Source organism: Nonomuraea sp. NPDC054003, from assembly GCF_055585125.1.
The window spans coordinates 19,938-36,037 of record NZ_JBVJKR010000011.1; the positions used below are offsets into that span (position 1 = coordinate 19,938).

Genomic DNA, 16,100 nt, shown 5'->3' on the forward strand with positions numbered 1-16,100 from the left:
CTCTGACAATGGGCCCCCACGCCCGTAGTGCGTTAGAGTTCGCGAGACGGCAGGATTCTGTCCTGCTCGATTGACCTGAGACTCAGATGGCAGACCCCCGCTCCATCGCATACTCACATCGCCTTATAGGCGCGCAGGAGGGACCGTGCTGACCGCGTTTACCCGGGCGTTCCGGACGCCGGACCTGCGCAAGAAGTTGCTCTTCACCCTGGGCATCATCGCGCTGTTCCGTCTCGGCTCGGTTCTTCCGACTCCGGGCGTTCACGTTCAGAATCTGGCGGCCTGCTTCGACCAGGCCCGTGAAGGCGCCAACGGAAACATCTACGGAATGGTGCAGCTGTTCAGCGGCGGCGCCCTTCTGAAACTTTCGGTGTTCGCTCTCGGCATCATGCCGTACATCACCGCGAGCATCATCCTGCAGCTGCTGGTGGTCGTGATCCCACGACTGGAAGCGCTGAAGAAGGAAGGCCAGTCAGGCCAGACGAAGATCACTCAGTACACCCGTTACCTGACCGTCGGTCTCGGTGTCCTGCAGTCGACCGCCTTCATCGCCCTGGCCCGCTCCGGTCAGCTGTTCCCGAACTGCCAGTCGAACGTGCTCATCAACCCCGACAACGTCTTCCAGATCGTGACCATGGTCCTCATCATGACCGCGGGCACGTCTGTGATCATGTGGCTGGGCGAGCTCATCACCGACCGCGGTGTCGGCAACGGCATGTCCGTGCTGATCTTCGCCTCGGTCGTCGCCATCTTCCCGTCGGAGATGGCCAACATCTTCCAGGCGAACAAGTTCACCTTCGCGGCCGTGCTCGTGATCGGTGTGTTCATCGTCGCCGCGGTCGTCTTCGTCGAGCAGGCGCAGCGCCGCATCCCGGTGCAGTACGCCAAGCGGATGGTCGGGCGCCGCATGTACGGCGGGACGTCCACCTACATCCCGCTGAAGGTCAACCAGGCCGGCATCATCCCGCTCATCTTCGCGTCCTCGCTGCTCTACCTGCCGCAGCTGGTCGTCTCGCTGTTCGCGAACGCGGAGGAGCCCAACACGGTCGTGCAGTGGATCTCGCAGAACCTCGCCACCGGCGACACGCCGATCTACATGGTGACGTTCTTCCTCCTGATCGTGTTCTTCACCTACTTCTACGTGTCCATCACCTTCAACCCCACTGAAGTGGCCGACAACATGAAGAAGTACGGTGGGTTCATTCCGGGCATCCGTCCGGGGAGGCCTACGGCCGAGTACCTCAACTTCGTGCTCAACCGTCTGACCACCCCCGGTGCGCTCTATCTGGGTCTGATCTCCATGATCCCGATTTTCGCGCTCGCGGTGTCCGGAGCGAGCCAGAACTTCCCGTTCGGAGGTGCGACCATTCTGATCATGGTTGGTGTCGGTCTGGACACGGTCAAGCAAATCGAGAGCCAGCTGCAGCAGCGTAATTACGAAGGCTTCCTGCGGTAGTGCGTCTCGTTCTAGTCGGGCCCCCTGGAGCGGGTAAAGGGACTCAGGCCCAGTTCATCGCATCTAACCTGTCCATCCCGAAGATTTCGACAGGTGACATCTTCCGTGCCAACGTCTCCGGGGGCACGGAGCTCGGCAAACTCGCCAAAACCTACATGGATCGTGGCGACCTGGTGCCCGACGAGGTCACCATCGCCATGGTCCGTGACCGCCTCTCGGAGGACGACGCGCAGGACGGGTTCCTGCTCGACGGCTTTCCGCGCAACGTGCCCCAGGCCGAGATTCTCAAGAAGATGCTCGCCGACTGGGGCCAGGGTCTCGACCTGGTGCTGGAGCTCGTGGTCGACGACGACGAGGTGGTCAGGCGGCTGGCGGGCCGGCGCACGTGCAGCCAGTGCGGGCGCATCTGGCATGTGGAGTTCGACGACAAGCAGGACGACTTGTGCGATGCCTGCGGTGGCACGCTGTTCCAGCGTGATGACGACAAAGAGGAGACCGTCAGGCACCGCCTGGAGGTCTATCAGGAGCAGACCGCTCCGCTGATCAACTTCTACGCCGACGAAGGCATCCTGGTCGGCGTGGACGCCACGGGCCCGGTCGAGGAGGTCACCCAGCGAGCCATGGACGCGATCCGTCCTTTCCTGGGGTAGCACCGCCGACCATTCGCGGAGGTGGCACGGTTGTCCGTGCCACCTCGCGGCTATTGTGGGGGGAATTGGGCTCCCATGTTGCCCGTTGAAGCCCTTGGGGGTGCCGTACGTGTTCAAACGAAACAAGCATGGAATTCAGGTCAAGTCCGCTGAGCAGCTGGAAAAGATGCGCGCTGCCGGCCTGGTGGTCGGGCGCACACTCGAACTGCTGAAGCGGTCGGTCGAGCCGGGTATGACCCCGCTCGACCTGGATGTCATCGCCGAGAAGGCGATCAGGGACGAGGGCGCTATCCCGTCCTTCAAGGGCTACCAGGGCTTCCCCGCGACGATCTGCGCGTCGGTGAACAACGAGGTGGTCCACGGGATCCCCACCGAGGCGCGCAAGCTGCGCGAGGGCGACATCATCTCGATCGACTGCGGCGCCATCCTCGACGGCTGGCACGGCGACTCGGCCGTCACGGTCCCGGTGGGCGAGGTGGAGCCGAAGCTGCTGGAGCTGATCCGCATCACCGAGGAGGCGATGTGGGCCGGCATCAGGACGCTCAGCCCCGGCCGCCATCTCTCCGACATCGGCCACGCGATCGAGCGGTACGTCAAGTCGCAGGGCAGGTTCGGCATCCCGCCTGAGTACGGCGGCCATGGCATCGGCACCGAGATGCACATGGACCCGTGGATCGCCAACCACGGCAAGGCCGGCCGCGGCCCGGTCATGGAGGCCGGCATGTGCCTGGCCATCGAGCCCATGGTCAACCTGGGTTCGGAGCGCACCCGCGTGCTGGGCGACGACTGGACCGTGGTGACCGTCGACGGCAAGCCGTCCGCGCACTTCGAACACAGCGTCGCGGTGACACATAATGGTCCTTGGGTGCTCACTGCTCTTGATGGGGGCAAAGAGCGCCTTTCGCAGCCGTAGACCCGAGCCCGGGAGTGGGAATGGCGCAGAGCCCCGAGATGCGCGCGTCCGACGTCGACCGTGACCGGGTGGCAGCCCTGCTGCGCGAGCACACCGCACAGGGCCGCATCACCATGGACGAGTTCAACGAGCGGCTGGAGGAGCTCTACAAGAGCAGGACCTACGGCGACCTGGCCAAGCTGACCGCCGACCTGCCCGACGTCGACCTGCGCAACCTCCCCGCCAAGATCTCTCAGCAGGAGGTCCCCGCCCGCCGCATGCATCCCGGGATGATGGCCGCCTGGAGCGCGTGGGCCGCCGCCAGCTCGATCAACTGGGTCATCTGGCTCATCGTCAGCGTCACGTCGGGTGACTTCGTCTACCCGTGGCCGCTGTGGGTGATGGGTCCCTGGGGCGCGATTCTGCTGGTGAGCACGATTTTCGGAGACGGCAAGCAGCGGAAGTAGACGCCTCCATCTGTGCACTAGTGCGCTCTGCGTATTCGTCCACAGAACGAAACCGCGCGGATTCCTAACGTGAACGGTGTCGAGAAACACCACTCACGGAGGAAACGAAATGCGCAAGGTCTTTGCGGCAGCCGCTCTCGCCGGTTCGATGGCCCTCACCGGTCTCGCCCTCGCTCCCGCCGCCCAGGCGGCCTCGGCGCCGGCCACCACGCAGGCGGCCTCCGCCACCGCCGGCACTTGGGGCAAGTACTACTCCAGCAACAGGAAGGCCTACACCTACGGCCAGACCTGGAAGTCGGGCGGCAAGGTCCACACGAAGTGGTACGGCAAGGAGTCCACGTCCAAGCACGGCTACGTCTGGTTCCGCTACGAGTACAAGAGCGGCAAGATCGGCAAGCACTTCTACCGCTGGAACGGCTCCCACAAGCACATCTGGAGCAAGCGGGACATCAAGAAGCTCTACACCTACACCTGCTGGGGCGGCCCCAGCAAGTACTGCGGCGCGGTGCACCGCATCTACTGACCGTGCGCCCAGGAAGGCCCGCCGCTCCCCGGCGGGCCTTCCGTCGTGCCGGGGGTCATCACGTACGGGCGCGCGAGGGGAAGACGGCCCGAGGCGGTAGGAGGGTCGGGTAGACTGGCGAGTGGTTGTGTCGGGACATCTGGCACGCGTTTTCGCGTTTTCCGCCATGGTGCCGTACACTTCTTTGTCGGCTCACTAAGACTGTCACGCGTCGGCGGCCCTTGCCGGTCGCCGCTCTCTCCGAAGCGTGAGGTCGCGGCTGCTAGTGAACCGGAGCCTCAGACGATCGATCAGTGAAACGCGAGGGATTTTGGCCAAGAAAGACGGCGCCATCGAGATCGAGGGCACTGTGGTTGAGTCGCTCCCGAACGCCATGTTCCGGGTGCAACTCGACAACGGCCATAAGGTCCTGGCCCACATCAGCGGACGGATGCGGATGCACTACATCCGGATTCTGCCGGACGACCGGGTAGTCGTGGAACTGAGCCCCTATGACCTCAGTCGTGGGCGGATCGTCTACCGATACAAATAAGACGTCTGAGGACATAAAGGACAATGAAGGTAAAGCCGAGCGTCAAGAAGATCTGCGACAAGTGCAAGGTTATTCGCCGGCACGGTCGCGTCATGGTGATCTGCGACAACCTGCGCCACAAGCAGCGCCAGGGCTAGTCGCCGCAAGGCTTCTCCGAGTCCGCCCCGATCAGGGTGCGGGCTCGACGCATGAGAAGTCTGCAACGTAAGCGCGTGTCACACCCGGGCAGGCAGGTCTCGTCAGAGACCTGGACCACTCGGGAGACCCCCGGTCGGAGGCCGGGGCCCTCCACCCCGGGCATGGGGAGGGGAAGTGGCGCGCAAGACCTCCGCCACAACGAAGGAGAATGCCCGCCATGGCTCGCCTGGTTGGCGTCGACCTCCCCCGCGACAAGCGGCTGGAGATCGCTCTCACCTACATCTACGGCATCGGCCGCACCCGCGCCCAGGAGATTCTCCAGGCCACCGGTGTGAGCCCCGACCTGCGTGTGCACCAGCTCTCCGACCAAGAGCTCGTCCCGATGCGTGACTACATCGAGGCGAACTTCAAGATCGAGGGTGACCTGCGCCGCGAGGTCCAGGCCGACATCCGTCGCAAGATCGAAATCGGTTGCTACCAGGGCATTCGGCACCGCAAGGGCCTGCCCGTCCACGGTCAGCGCACGCAGACCAACGCGCGCACCCGCAAGGGCAAGAAGAAGACCGTGGCCGGCAAGAAGAAGCCTGGCAAGAAGTAGTCCACAGCCGCGGACCGAAGACCTCAGGAGTTGAAGGCAAGCAATGCCTCCTAAGAGCCGTCAGGGCGCGCCGAAGAAGGTGCGCCGCAAGGAAAAGAAGAACGTCGCTCACGGGCACGCCCACATCAAGAGCACGTTCAACAACACGATCGTCTCGATCACCGACCCCAACGGGAACGTGATCTCCTGGGCCAGCGCGGGCCACGTGGGTTTCAAGGGCTCCCGTAAGTCCACCCCGTTCGCCGCTCAGATGGCCGCCGAGAACGCCGCCCGCCGCGCCATGGAGCACGGCATGCGCAAGGTCGACGTCTTCGTGAAGGGTCCCGGCTCCGGCCGTGAGACCGCGATCCGCTCCCTCCAGGCCACCGGCCTCGAGGTGGGCTCGATCCAGGACGTCACCCCGGTTCCGCACAACGGTTGCCGGCCGCCGAAGCGCCGCCGCGTCTGAATTAGCCCAGGAGATACAGAGAAATGGCTCGTTACACGGGCGCGGACTGCAAGCTCTGCCGCCGGGAGAAGACCAAGCTCTTCCTCAAGGGCAGCAAGTGTGAGTCCGCCAAGTGCCCCATCGAGATCCGTCCTTACCCGCCGGGTGAGCACGGCCGCGGACGCCCCAAGGAGTCCGAGTACCAGCTTCAGCTTCGCGAGAAGCAGAAGACCCGCCGCATCTACGGCGTCCTCGAGAAGCAGTTCCGCAACTACTACGAGGAAGCCGCCGGCAAGAGCGGCAAGTCGGGCGAGAACCTCCTCCAGATCCTGGAGAGCCGCCTCGACAACGTCGTCTACCGCGCCGGTTTCGCGCAGTCGCGCGACGCCGCCCGCCAGCAGGTCCGCCACGGCCACGTCATGGTCAACGGCAAGAAGGTGGACATCCCGTCCTACCGCGTTCGTGAGCACGACATCGTCGAGGTGCGCGAGACCAAGCGCAACCTGATGCCGTACGAGGTCGCCCGCGCCACCGCCGGCGAGCGCACGGTCCCGGCCTGGCTGGGCGTCGTGCCCGACAAGCTCCGCATCCTGGTGCACCAGCTGCCCGTCCGGCAGCAGATCGACACCCAGGTGCAGGAGCAGCTGATCGTCGAGTACTACTCGAAGTAGTCACTCGCCTTCCTGGTTCTCGTACGGATCCCGTACGAGAACTAGGCTGTTTCATCGGGGTGGCGTCATATAGCGGGCGCCACACGAAAAAGGGGAGACCCGCACATGCTGATCGCTCAGCGCCCGACTCTTCTCGAAGAGTCCATCGACGAGACGCGCTCCCGGTTCGTCATCGAGCCGCTGGAGCCGGGCTTCGGTTACACCATCGGCAACTCGCTCCGCCGCACGCTGCTGTCGTCCATCCCGGGCGCGGCCGTGACGAGCATCCGGATCGAGGGAGTGCTGCACGAGTTCTCGACCGTTCCCGGGGTCAAGGAAGACGTCACCGACATCATCCTCAACCTCAAGGAGCTCGTCGTCTCCTCCGAGCACGACGAGCCGGTCGTGATGTACCTGCGCAAGCAGGGCCCGGGTGAGGTCACCGCCGCCGACATCGCGCCGCCCGCCGGTGTCGAGGTGCACAACCCCGAGCTGCGCATCGCCACGCTCAACAGCAAGGCGAAGCTCGAGATGGAGCTGACGGTCGAGCGCGGCCGCGGCTACGTCTCCGCCGCGCAGAACAAGCAGCCCGGCCAGGAGATCGGCCGCATCCCGATCGACTCCATCTACTCGCCGGTTCTCAAGGTCACCTACAAGGTCGAGGCGACCCGAGTCGAGCAGCGCACCGACTTCGACCGCCTCATCCTCGACGTCGAGACCAAGCCGGCCATGAAGCCCCGCGACGCGGTGGCCTCCGCCGGTAAGACCCTCGTCGAGCTCTTCGGCCTGGCCCGTGAGCTCAACGTCGAGGCCGAGGGCATCGACATCGGCCCGTCGCCGACCGACGCCGCCCTGGCCGCCGACCTGGCGCTGCCGATCGAGGAGCTCAACCTCACCGTCCGCTCGTACAACTGCCTCAAGCGCGAGGGCATCCACACCGTGGGCGAGCTGGTCGCGCGGAGCGAGCAGGACCTGCTCGACATCCGCAACTTCGGCGCCAAGTCGATAGAGGAAGTCAAGCAGAAGCTGCACGAGATGTCGCTGGCGCTCAAGGACTCCCCGCCCGGGTTCGACCCGAGCGCGGTGGCCGGCGGCGGCTACGACGACGACGACAGCGCGTACGTCGAGACCGAGCAGTACTGACCCGCGCGGGGTCCCTCGCTGGGGCCCTTCGCGGTTGGCGGGAATCACGGATGGTTTCCGTTGAGGGCGCGCCGGCGGATCTCGCCGGCGCGGCCTTCGCATCGCGGCAGGCCGCTGGTGGCCTTCCGCCCGACCCCGGTACCTGGCACGGCCGGGGCGGTTAACTCACAAGGAGAGAGCAATGCCCAAGCCCACCAAGGGCCGACGTCTTGGCGGCAGCCCGGCGCACGAGCGGCTGATCCTGGCCAACCTGGCCACCGATCTGTTCCGCCACGGCCGGATCCGCACCACGGTCACCAAGGCCAAGCGTCTTCGCCCGCTGGCGGAGCGCCTGATCACCAAGGCGAAGAAGGGCGACATCCACAACCGTCGCCAGGTGCTCACGGTCGTCAAGGACAAGGGCGTCGTCCACCACCTCTTCACGGAGATCGCGACGACGTTCGCCGAGCGTCCCGGCGGTTACACCCGCATCACCAAGATCGGCGCGCGTAAGGGCGACAACGCCCCGATGGCCGTCATCGAGCTGGTGAGCGAGCCGCTGAACACGGTCACGCGCACCGCCGCCCCGGCTGCTCCGGCCGCTCCCGCGGAGGAGCCTGCCGAGGCGAAGGCCGAGGAGAGCGCCGAGGTCTCCGCCGAGGCCAAGGGCGACGAGGCCGCTGAGGGTGCCGCCGAGGCGCCCGAGGCGAAGAAGGACGAGGCCTGAGACATCAGGCTTGACGGGCCCGGACCTCCTCATCGGGGTCCGGGCCCTTTTTCGTCCGCGTGTCTGCATGGAGGTGATCGTGGTACGGCTGCGGCTGGATCTCGGGTACGACGGGAGCGGCTTCTCAGGGTGGGCCCGTCAGCCCGCGCTGCGCACCGTACAGGGAGAGATCGAGCAGGCGCTCGGCCGGATCCTCCGGATCGCGGAGCCGGTGCTGACCGTCGCGGGGCGCACCGACGCGGGCGTGCACGCGCGCGGGCAGGTGGCGCACGTCGACGTGCCCGGCGAGGTGCTGGTGCGGCTTGACGGGAACCGGCCGCACGCGCTGGGGACGGACGAGAGGCTCTCTGTGCTCGTGCGGAGGCTTGGCGGGGTTCTCCCTCCAGATGTCCGTGTTTTTCGTGTCTCGGTGGCTCCTGAGGGCTTCGACGCCCGATTCTCCGCTCTGTCCCGGCGGTACGCGTACCGGGTGAGCGACGCCGCGGGCGGCTGCGACCCGCTGCGGCGGCACGAGGTGCTGTGGCACAACCGGCCGCTCGACCTGGACGCGCTGAACGCCGCCGCCGCCCGGTTGCTCGGCGAGCACGACTTCGCGGCGTTCTGCAAGAAGCGCGAGGGCGCCACCACGATCAGGGAGCTGCAGCGGCTGGACTGGGCGCGCGAGCCCGGCGGGGTGCTGGTCGCGACCGTGGTGGCCGACGCGTTCTGCCACTCGATGGTACGGGCCCTCGTCGGCTCGCTCCTGGCCGCGGGCGACGGCCGGCGGCCGGTCGAGTGGCCCGGGCAGGTGCTCGCGGCGGGCGTACGTGACACGGGGGTGCATGTGGCGCCCGCGCACGGGCTCTGCCTGGAGGAGGTGCGCTACCCGGCCGACGCGGAGCTGGCGGACCGGGCCAGCGCCACCAGACGGGTGCGCACCCTGGAAGTCTGATCAGTTGTCGGTGATGCGGCGCTCCAGCACCTTGGCGGTCTCGTCGCGGAACTCGCTGCTCACCTTGACCAGGGTCTTCTCCTTGTCACCCGGGGTGTGGCCGTCGGCGTGGGTGGCGTAGCTGAAGACGATGTAGCGGCCCCACACCAGCCCGGCCGCGTAGCCGCCGGCGATGTGCACCCGGTCGCCACCGGACCCCTCAGGGCCGGCGAGGCCGCGGAACCACAGGTTGCGGCTCAGGTTCTTGGCCTGGTCGACCTCCAGCGCGGCGTCCTTGCTGGGCAGGACGGCGATACCGGTGGTCACCGCGTACCGGCGCTTGCGGTCGACGTACGTGGCGCGCAGCACGCGGCTGCACTGCTGCTCCTTGAGCGCCTCGGCGAACGGACCCGACGCGGCGTCCTCGCAGTCGTCGGCCACGGTCGACTTGACCCTGGTGAAGGCGGCGCCCGCGGCGTCCACCTTCTTGTCCGGGAACGCCTCCTTGAGCGACAGCGTCTTCGGGTCGGTGATCTCCGAGTTGAGCATGGAGGTCCCGGACGGCTCGGCGGAAGGGGTGACGGACGGGGCGGAGGTGGGGCTCGCCGTGGGGGCGCTCGCGGCCGTGTTCGCCGGCGCCGCCGTGTTGGCGGACCGTACGGCGAAGAAGCCGCCCGTGGCGACCCCGGCGAGCACCAGCACGCCGAGCGTGGCGAACAGCGCCCGCTTGCTCTTCGGGGGCTCCTGGACCTGGATGGCCGCGAACGGCGGCTGCCTGAAGGGGCCACCGGACGGGGCCAGCTCCCCTTGGCGGGGCAGCCGTCCCGGGGGGTCCGCTTGGCTGGGGACCAGTGCGGCGGGGTCTCCGTGGCCGGGCATCCGTCTGCCGGGGTCTCCCTGCTGGGGTACCCGTCCGGCGGGGTCTGCTTGCTGGGGTACCCGTCCGGCGGGGTCTGCCGGGTTGGGGGAGCGCCTGGTCAGGGGTGTGACGGGACCGCCGCGTGGTGGGCTCTGGGGTGGGACGAGGCCGCTCTGGGGCGGGCCCTGGGTGTCGTGCGGTCCGCCGCGTGCCGGGCCTTGAGCGGAGCCGGTCGTGTACGGCGCGTTGCCTTGGGGCGGCTGGGGATTGCCGAAACCTCCCGGAGGTGGGACCGGCACTCCCTGGATCACGCTGCCCGGAGGGTGTGGCCCGGCGTCAGGTGGTGTGACACCTTCGGGTGTGTTCTGAGGGCCGGCTCCGGCTTGTGCCTCGGGGTCACTGCCTGGAGAGGCCGGTGGTTCCTCGCCCTGGAGGAGCCCGTCCTTGACCGGCTCCGCGGTCACCGGGCGCTCTCCGGACGACGGGGTAACCGGGTGCTCCTGGCGTTCCCCGGGCGACGGGGTAACCGGGCGTTCCTCGCGCACCTCAGAGGACGCGGTCACTGGGTGTTCCTCACGCTCCGCGGAGGACGCGGGCCGACGGCCCCAGACCTCCGGGGCGAACGGCAGGTCGAGCTGGTCGCGCTCCGGCTCCTCGCGCTGCGGAGCGGGCGGCCACACGGGCACATCACTCGGTTCGGCCCGGCGGCCGGCCTGCTCCCTGGGAGCGCCGGGCGGGCCACCCGTGCCATGAGCCCCGGCCGCGCCGGCAGGGGCGCCCTCGGCCCGAGGGCCACCTGCGGTGTGCGGAGTGTTGATGCCGTGAGAGGCGCTCTCGGCCCGGAGGCCTCCGGCGGTGTGCTGGTTGTCCGCGAGGTGAGGAGTGCCTTCGGCCTGAGGGCCACCTGCGGTGTGCGGAGTGTTGGTGCCGTGCGGAGTGCTCACGGCACGGGAGGCTCCGGTGGTGTGCGGATCGCCGCCGGCAGGGCTCGTGGGGTGGGTGCCGCTCGGGTTCTGGCTGGGGATTCCCGGGGGCCCGCTCTGGCTGGGGGGTCCCGGGGGGTGAGGGTTGCCGGTGATCGGAGGGCCTGCCGTCTCTGGGGCGGGGTTGGTGGTGCCTTGCTGGGCGGCGGGGGAGAGTTTGGGGTCGAACAGGGGTGCCGGCGGTCCCTTCGGGCCGGGTGACGGCACCGGCATGCCGGCGCCGAGTCCCGGCCCGCCCTTCCTGGCGAACGGGGGCACCTGGCCCGGGCGGGTGGGGCCCTCGACGTCGTCCGGCTGTTCGCCGTACGTGGGGCGGGTCGGCTCCACGCCGTACGGAGGTCTCGGATCGTCCGTGGAGGACCCGTACGGAGGCTGGCCTTCGCGTGCGGGAGGCGGAGGCGCATCGTGGTCGGCGGGCGTCGGCGCGCTGAGCGGGACGGGGCGCGGAGCCATGGTGTTCGGGTCGAAGTAGTGCGACGGACCTGATGCCACGGGCTCGGGACCCCAGCCATCGGCGAGGTCCGGCGACTCGGATCCGGCCGGTGGAGGCGTGGTCCGGTCTTCCGCGGAGGGTTGGGCGGGCCAGTGTCGCCACATGGGGTCGGAGTGCGTGGGGGGTGGTGTGGCCGGGAAGGCTCTGAGGCCTTCCGACGGGGGCTGGGCGGGCCAGTCTTGCCATGTGGGCTCGGACGACGGCGGGGTCGCTGATGCGGGCTCGGCGGGCCAGGACTCTGATGGCAGCGGAGGCTCGGACGGTCCCTCGGGTCGCGGGGGGTCGCCGTGCTCGCTGCGCTGGGGAGCGTGGGTGTCGTCGTCGGGCTCCAGCTCGCCGGTGGCGGCGGGCCACGGCGGCATGGCGGGGGAGCCGGTGACCGGGGCCGGCCACACCTGCATGCCGGCCGCCGCGGCGGTGAACGCCGGGGGAGGCTCCCAGCGGGGGGCGCCGGGGACGGCGGGCTCACCCCACGAGCTCTTCGGCGGCTGGGGCCAGGGGACGCCTGGCGGGGTGAAGGGCACGCCCGCCGGCTCGTCGTCCTCGGCGTACCAGTCGTAGGCCGCGCCGTCCGCGTCCTGCACCTCCCAGGGCTGCGCACCGGGGTAGACCGGAACAGGCTGCTCGCCGCTCGCGGGCTCTCGTACGTCCGAAGGACGCGCGGGGCGCGACGCGGCGGGATCGGGCCCGGACTCCTGGACGGAGAGCCAGTCCTCGGCGGGGGCGGCGCCTGCGGGTTGCCAGGTGTCGTCGCGGGGTGGCTCGCCTTCGACCGTGAGCCAGGCTTGTCCCGAGGGGTCGTCCGGGTATGCCGGTGGGCCCCCTTGCTCTTTGGGGGGCTGGCGACCGAAGCTCGGCGGGGGCGTCGGAGGTGCGCTGCCCGCTTCCCTGCGCTCGTGCTCTGACCCGGGTCCCTGGCCACGCATAAGGCGAGCGTAGCGAGTGTCTCTAGATCGTTCCCCCGGTATGAGTGTTCCCGCGCTGATCGATCGTCACTTTTGCGGGATTTTCGCGTACGAAGTGAGAATTCAGGCCGCGCGAGCGCCCGTCAGCGCACGAACGTCGAGGGCCTTGAAGACCGTCGCCTTGGTGATGTCCTCGGCCGCCTGGAAGAGTCGCTTGGATGCCGTCTTGTCGGGATCGGACCCGTCCTTGTTCTGGAACCAGACCAGGACGGCGTAGTGGCCGTGCGTCCACACCTTGGCGCCGCCGCTGCCCGAGCCGAGGAACTTGGTCACCTCGTCCTTGCCCGCGAGGGGTTTGACGTAGTTGGACTTGTCGCCGGCCTTGGCGACCCTGGCGGCGTTCTTGGTCGTGCTGAGGTTGGCGACGCCGACCGTGCCGATGGTCTCGCCCTTCTTGTCACGGAAGCTGGCTCGCATCATCTGCGTGCACTTGCCGGACTTGAGGGCCTTCTTGAGCTTGTCGCCGAGCACGCCGTCGTCGCACTTCTTGTCCTTGCTGGTGATCGTCATCTCGTAGGCGCGGCCCGAGGCGGTGATCTTCTTGGACTTGAAGAGCTCCTTCACGGTGAGCGGCTCCGGGTCCGTGCTGCGGCTGCCCGCGTAGCCGAACTCGCCGGGGGGCGCCGACGGGAGCGGGGCGGAGGTGCGGCGCTCCGAGCTGGACACGGCGGCGGGGTCGTCGGCGTTGAACATCACCGCCAGGCCACCGCCGAGCAGGGCCAGCACGCCGATGCCGGCGAGCGAGGCCCAGAGCGGGCCGCGGGAGCGGGGGCCCTCGTCGTAGGGGCTCCAGGTCTGCCGGGGGGTGGCGGTCTTCTCGGCGGACTTGTCGGGCTTATCCGCCTGCTCTGCCTTGTCCGTCTTATCGGGCTTGCTGGACTTGGCCCTGCCGCGCCTGCCGCGGCCGGTCTCCTTGGCGGCCGGGTCGTCGCCGGGCGCGTCACCGGGAGGGCCGGACGGCGGCTGCGCGTTCGCGGCGGGCTGCGGGGCGCCGGGCGGGGGCTTCCTGTTGCTCGGCGTGAACGCGTCGGACGCTCCTGGGCCACCGGGCGCTCCTGGGCCGCCGGCGGCGAAGGGGTCGGACGGGTTCTGCGGGTCGGTGGAGAAGGGGTCCGCCGCCGCTTGCGGGCCGGTGCGCGGGCCCTGAGGGAAGGCGCCGGGCCCCTGCGGGCCGGTGGCGCGCGGGTCGGGCGCGCCCAGCGGGCCGGTCGGTGGGCCGGAGAAGGAGCCTGCCGTGCCCAGCGGGCCGGTGGGCGGGCCGGAGAAGGAGCCTGCCGCGCCCAGCGGGCCCGTGGCGGGGCCGGAGGCGAACGGGTCGGACGAGCCCGGCCGGCCTGGCGCGCCCTGCTGGCGAGGGGTGAAAGCGTCGCCGGCCTGGGAGAACGGCCCCGATGGCGGTTGCCCGTCGGCACTCGGCTGGGCGGGTGTGAAGAAGCCGGAGTCGGTCTGGGGCTGGCGGTCTCTACGAGAACGACGCGGGGTGCCGTCCGTGCCGGTTTGCGGTTCCTCGGGAAAACCCATGCGGAGACATTACCGTGAAGGTGGTCACGAACGTCCGAAATCCTGCGTCCACCACGGCCCGCCGGGGCCGGACACGACGCCGACGCCGATGGCGTTGAAGTCGCAGTTGAGCATGTTGCGCCGATGGTCGCGGCTGGCGAGCCAGCCCTGGACGGCCTCCTTGGCGGAGGCGTAGCCGCGGCCGATGTTCTCGGCGGTGCCGTTGACGTACCCGACCCGTTCCATCCGGTCCCAGGGTGAGGCGCCGTCGGGTGATTCGTGGGTGAACTGCCCCGAGCGGGCCATTTCCATCGAGTGGGTGCGGGCCGCCCGGGTGAGCCTGGCGTCGGTCCTGAGCGGGCGGCAGCCGTTCCTCGCCCTGGCGGCGTTGGTGAGCCGGACGACGTCGGCGGCCATGCCCGGCATGCTCCTGATCGACTGGCCGTCGTCGTCGCCGAGCACCGAGACCGGGTCCTGGTCGGTGAAGCCGGCTATCTCCCCGGTGGGGCTCTTGGTGGGCCGGACGTCCGTCTTGCCGCGCGGCGTCGTGGTGACAACCTGCCGGGGGATCCGCTCGGCGTGCGGCTGGGCCTTCTGCGGCGTGGTCTTGGGGGCGGCCTGGGCCGTCGTGGGCGGCGTGGTCTCGTTCAGGAAGATGTGGTCGTCGGGCATCGAGTCGCCGGACACCCGGCCGAGCAGCACACCTGTGAGCAGGGCCGTCGCGAGCAGGCCCACGGCACCCAGGTGGTTTCGGCGCCGGATGGGCCGCTGGGTGTGCCGGGTGTGAGAACTCTGCCACATACCGCCACCAACGATAGAGATGTCGGGTCCTGGTAAAGAAGGGAATGCCGGGAACCGAAATCTATTCGTTCTGTGGTCAGGTAGAATCGCGACAGGTTATCGGTCTTTTGACTGCCCTCTCGGGGGCGGGTAACCTCTCGTTCGTTGTGTGCATAGGTCCGCGAGACCGATGCGCGGCGCGTCCGGCGTCATCTCCTATCACAGCCCTCTCGGGGCCGGGAGACGGAAGGTCCGGGCCGTCGTGTGCCCGCACCGACCGACCCCATAGCGCTGCCGTGTCCGGCGGCGCGCCGAAGACGCGAGCATAAAGAAGGCTACGACCGTGCGCACGTACTCACCGAAGCCCGCCGACGTCCAGCGTCAGTGGTACGTCATCGACGCGACCGATGTCGTCCTGGGCAGGCTGGCCAGCCACGTCGCGATCCTGCTCCGCGGCAAGCACAAGCCGATCTTCGCGAACCACGTCGACACCGGTGACTTCGTCATCGTCATCAACGCCGACAAGATCGCGCTGAGTGGCAACAAGCTTGAGCAGAAGAAGGCCTACCGCCACTCGGGTTACCCGGGCGGTCTGCGTTCCGTCAGCTACGGCGAGCTCATGGAGAAGCGGCCCGACAAGGCCGTCGAGAAGGCCGTCAAGGGCATGCTGCCGAAGAACTCCCTGGGCCGGAAGATGATCAAGAAGCTGAAGGTCTACGCGGGTCCCGAGCACCCGCACCAGGCCCAGCAGCCGGTGCCGTTCGAGATCACCCAGATCGCCCAGTAGACCTGCGGGGGGATGTCCCCCCGCATGCCCCTCAAGGGGCAGTGAACCGAGTTTGATTTTCGTGGGGAAACCCCACGCCTTGCCCCCGATGGGGCAAGCGAAAGATTCAGAGGAGAACCGTGGCTGAGCCCACCGGTGTCGAGACGGCTGTCGAGGCCGAGCAGGAGGACTTCTCCACCGAGGAGTTCCCGTCCGAGTACACCACCGAATCCGCCGCCAGCGCCGACGCTCCCGTGCGCAAGCCCGTCACCACGGGCAACTCGTACGGCACCGGCCGCCGCAAGGAGGCGATCGCCCGCGTGCGCATCGTCCCCGGCACCGGCAAGTGGACGATCAACGGTCGTTCGCTGGACACCTACTTCCCCAACAAGGTCCACCAGCAGATCGTCAACGAGCCCTTCGTGGTGCTCGGCGCCGAAGAGGCGTTCGACGTCATCGCGCGCATCGACGGCGGCGGCGTGACCGGCCAGGCCGGCGCGCTGCGCATGGGCCTGTCCCGCGCGCTCGCGCTCCTGGACGTGGAAGTCAACCGCCCGCCGCTGAAGAAGGCCGGCTTCCTCACCCGTGACGCCCGCGCCACGGAGCGGAAGAAGTACGGCCTCAAGAAGGCCCGTAAGGCTCCGCAGTACAGCAAGCGCTGA

General features: G+C 68.6%; 19 protein-coding genes. 16 read left to right on the forward strand and 3 right to left on the reverse strand.

Annotated features, from left to right (window positions below):
- Window positions 1-145 precede the first annotated feature (145 nt).
- The 13 genes from secY (at window position 146) to truA (ending at window position 9,113) form a co-directional block, all read left to right on the forward strand.
- The gene (gene secY, locus ACZ6YG_RS27560) at window positions 146-1,456 is read left to right on the forward strand and encodes a preprotein translocase subunit SecY (RefSeq protein WP_148036792.1); all 1,311 of its coding nucleotides are present in this window, start codon (window positions 146-148) and stop codon (window positions 1,454-1,456) included.
- On the forward strand, window positions 1,456-2,106 hold the full coding sequence (locus ACZ6YG_RS27565; RefSeq protein WP_148036793.1) for an adenylate kinase: 651 nt from the start codon (window positions 1,456-1,458) through the stop codon (window positions 2,104-2,106). The genes secY and ACZ6YG_RS27565 overlap by 1 nt, the downstream gene beginning before the upstream one ends.
- A gap of 109 nt (window positions 2,107-2,215) precedes the next feature.
- Window positions 2,216-3,019 carry a type I methionyl aminopeptidase gene (gene map / locus ACZ6YG_RS27570; RefSeq protein WP_148036794.1) on the forward strand — a complete coding sequence of 268 codons (804 nt, stop codon included), beginning with the start codon at window positions 2,216-2,218 and terminating at the stop codon, window positions 3,017-3,019.
- A 20-nt stretch (window positions 3,020-3,039) separates the two neighbouring features.
- Window positions 3,040-3,465 carry a DUF1707 SHOCT-like domain-containing protein gene (locus ACZ6YG_RS27575; protein WP_148036795.1) on the forward strand — a complete coding sequence of 142 codons (426 nt, stop codon included), beginning with the start codon at window positions 3,040-3,042 and terminating at the stop codon, window positions 3,463-3,465.
- A gap of 109 nt (window positions 3,466-3,574) precedes the next feature.
- Window positions 3,575-3,988, forward strand: coding sequence for a hypothetical protein (locus tag ACZ6YG_RS27580; RefSeq protein ID WP_466019588.1), 414 nt, complete (start codon window positions 3,575-3,577; stop codon window positions 3,986-3,988).
- A gap of 310 nt (window positions 3,989-4,298) precedes the next feature.
- Window positions 4,299-4,520: a translation initiation factor IF-1 gene (infA, locus tag ACZ6YG_RS27585; RefSeq protein ID WP_012887858.1), complete on the forward strand. Its 222-nt coding sequence runs from the start codon at window positions 4,299-4,301 to the stop codon at window positions 4,518-4,520.
- Between the two features lie 23 nt (window positions 4,521-4,543).
- Window positions 4,544-4,657, forward strand: coding sequence for a 50S ribosomal protein L36 (gene rpmJ / locus ACZ6YG_RS27590; RefSeq protein WP_003956441.1), 114 nt, complete (start codon window positions 4,544-4,546; stop codon window positions 4,655-4,657).
- Window positions 4,658-4,875: 218 nt separating this feature from the next.
- The gene (gene rpsM / locus ACZ6YG_RS27595; protein WP_148036797.1) at window positions 4,876-5,256 is read left to right on the forward strand and encodes a 30S ribosomal protein S13; all 381 of its coding nucleotides are present in this window, start codon (window positions 4,876-4,878) and stop codon (window positions 5,254-5,256) included.
- A 43-nt stretch (window positions 5,257-5,299) separates the two neighbouring features.
- Complete coding sequence (gene rpsK, locus ACZ6YG_RS27600) at window positions 5,300-5,704, forward strand: 30S ribosomal protein S11 (protein WP_020542285.1); 405 nt, start codon at window positions 5,300-5,302, stop codon at window positions 5,702-5,704.
- Window positions 5,705-5,727: 23 nt separating this feature from the next.
- A complete protein-coding gene (gene rpsD, locus ACZ6YG_RS27605; protein WP_148036798.1) occupies window positions 5,728-6,354 on the forward strand; it encodes a 30S ribosomal protein S4 in 627 nt (208 codons plus the stop codon).
- A gap of 105 nt (window positions 6,355-6,459) precedes the next feature.
- The gene (locus ACZ6YG_RS27610) at window positions 6,460-7,476 is read left to right on the forward strand and encodes a DNA-directed RNA polymerase subunit alpha (protein WP_055506403.1); all 1,017 of its coding nucleotides are present in this window, start codon (window positions 6,460-6,462) and stop codon (window positions 7,474-7,476) included.
- Between the two features lie 181 nt (window positions 7,477-7,657).
- Complete coding sequence (gene rplQ, locus ACZ6YG_RS27615; protein ID WP_148036799.1) at window positions 7,658-8,182, forward strand: 50S ribosomal protein L17; 525 nt, start codon at window positions 7,658-7,660, stop codon at window positions 8,180-8,182.
- Between the two features lie 67 nt (window positions 8,183-8,249).
- On the forward strand, window positions 8,250-9,113 hold the full coding sequence (gene truA, locus ACZ6YG_RS27620) for a tRNA pseudouridine(38-40) synthase TruA (RefSeq protein WP_271274681.1): 864 nt from the start codon (window positions 8,250-8,252) through the stop codon (window positions 9,111-9,113).
- On the opposite strand, the gene ACZ6YG_RS27625 is transcribed toward truA, so the two are convergent.
- Window positions 9,114-9,971: a hypothetical protein gene (locus ACZ6YG_RS27625; protein WP_219545102.1), complete on the reverse strand. Its 858-nt coding sequence runs from the start codon at window positions 9,969-9,971 to the stop codon at window positions 9,114-9,116.
- A gap of 1,768 nt (window positions 9,972-11,739) precedes the next feature.
- Between ACZ6YG_RS27625 and ACZ6YG_RS27630 the strand changes: the two genes are divergently transcribed.
- Window positions 11,740-11,988, forward strand: coding sequence for a hypothetical protein (locus tag ACZ6YG_RS27630; protein WP_148036801.1), 249 nt, complete (start codon window positions 11,740-11,742; stop codon window positions 11,986-11,988).
- 467 nt (window positions 11,989-12,455) lie between these two features.
- On the opposite strand, the gene ACZ6YG_RS27635 is transcribed toward ACZ6YG_RS27630, so the two are convergent.
- The gene (locus tag ACZ6YG_RS27635) at window positions 12,456-13,913 is read right to left on the reverse strand and encodes a hypothetical protein (protein ID WP_466019589.1); all 1,458 of its coding nucleotides are present in this window, start codon (window positions 13,911-13,913) and stop codon (window positions 12,456-12,458) included.
- A gap of 24 nt (window positions 13,914-13,937) precedes the next feature.
- Complete coding sequence (locus ACZ6YG_RS27640; protein WP_148036803.1) at window positions 13,938-14,627, reverse strand: CAP domain-containing protein; 690 nt, start codon at window positions 14,625-14,627, stop codon at window positions 13,938-13,940.
- A gap of 388 nt (window positions 14,628-15,015) precedes the next feature.
- Here ACZ6YG_RS27640 and rplM point away from each other — a divergent pair, with 388 nt between their 5' ends.
- A complete protein-coding gene (gene rplM, locus ACZ6YG_RS27645; RefSeq protein ID WP_148036804.1) occupies window positions 15,016-15,459 on the forward strand; it encodes a 50S ribosomal protein L13 in 444 nt (147 codons plus the stop codon).
- A 119-nt stretch (window positions 15,460-15,578) separates the two neighbouring features.
- Window positions 15,579-16,100: a 30S ribosomal protein S9 gene (rpsI, locus tag ACZ6YG_RS27650; protein ID WP_148036805.1), complete on the forward strand. Its 522-nt coding sequence runs from the start codon at window positions 15,579-15,581 to the stop codon at window positions 16,098-16,100.

Excerpts from the sequence above, each read along its gene's own strand:
- ACZ6YG_RS27575 (WP_148036795.1), top strand. The coding sequence starts at position 3,040 with ATGGCGCAGAGCCCCGAGATGCGCGCGTCCGACGTCGACCGTGACCGG.
- ACZ6YG_RS27580 (WP_466019588.1), top strand. The coding sequence starts at position 3,575 with ATGCGCAAGGTCTTTGCGGCAGCCGCTCTCGCCGGTTCGATGGCCCTC.
- rpmJ (WP_003956441.1), top strand. The coding sequence starts at position 4,544 with ATGAAGGTAAAGCCGAGCGTCAAGAAGATCTGCGACAAGTGCAAGGTT.
- rpsM (WP_148036797.1), top strand. The coding sequence starts at position 4,876 with ATGGCTCGCCTGGTTGGCGTCGACCTCCCCCGCGACAAGCGGCTGGAG.
- rpsK (WP_020542285.1), top strand. The coding sequence starts at position 5,300 with ATGCCTCCTAAGAGCCGTCAGGGCGCGCCGAAGAAGGTGCGCCGCAAG.
- rpsD (WP_148036798.1), top strand. The coding sequence starts at position 5,728 with ATGGCTCGTTACACGGGCGCGGACTGCAAGCTCTGCCGCCGGGAGAAG.
- ACZ6YG_RS27610 (WP_055506403.1), top strand. The coding sequence starts at position 6,460 with ATGCTGATCGCTCAGCGCCCGACTCTTCTCGAAGAGTCCATCGACGAG.
- rplQ (WP_148036799.1), top strand. The coding sequence starts at position 7,658 with ATGCCCAAGCCCACCAAGGGCCGACGTCTTGGCGGCAGCCCGGCGCAC.
- truA (WP_271274681.1), top strand. The coding sequence starts at position 8,250 with ATGGAGGTGATCGTGGTACGGCTGCGGCTGGATCTCGGGTACGACGGG.
- ACZ6YG_RS27625 (WP_219545102.1), bottom strand. The coding sequence starts at position 9,971 with ATGCCCGGCCACGGAGACCCCGCCGCACTGGTCCCCAGCCAAGCGGAC.
- ACZ6YG_RS27635 (WP_466019589.1), bottom strand. The coding sequence starts at position 13,913 with ATGGGTTTTCCCGAGGAACCGCAAACCGGCACGGACGGCACCCCGCGT.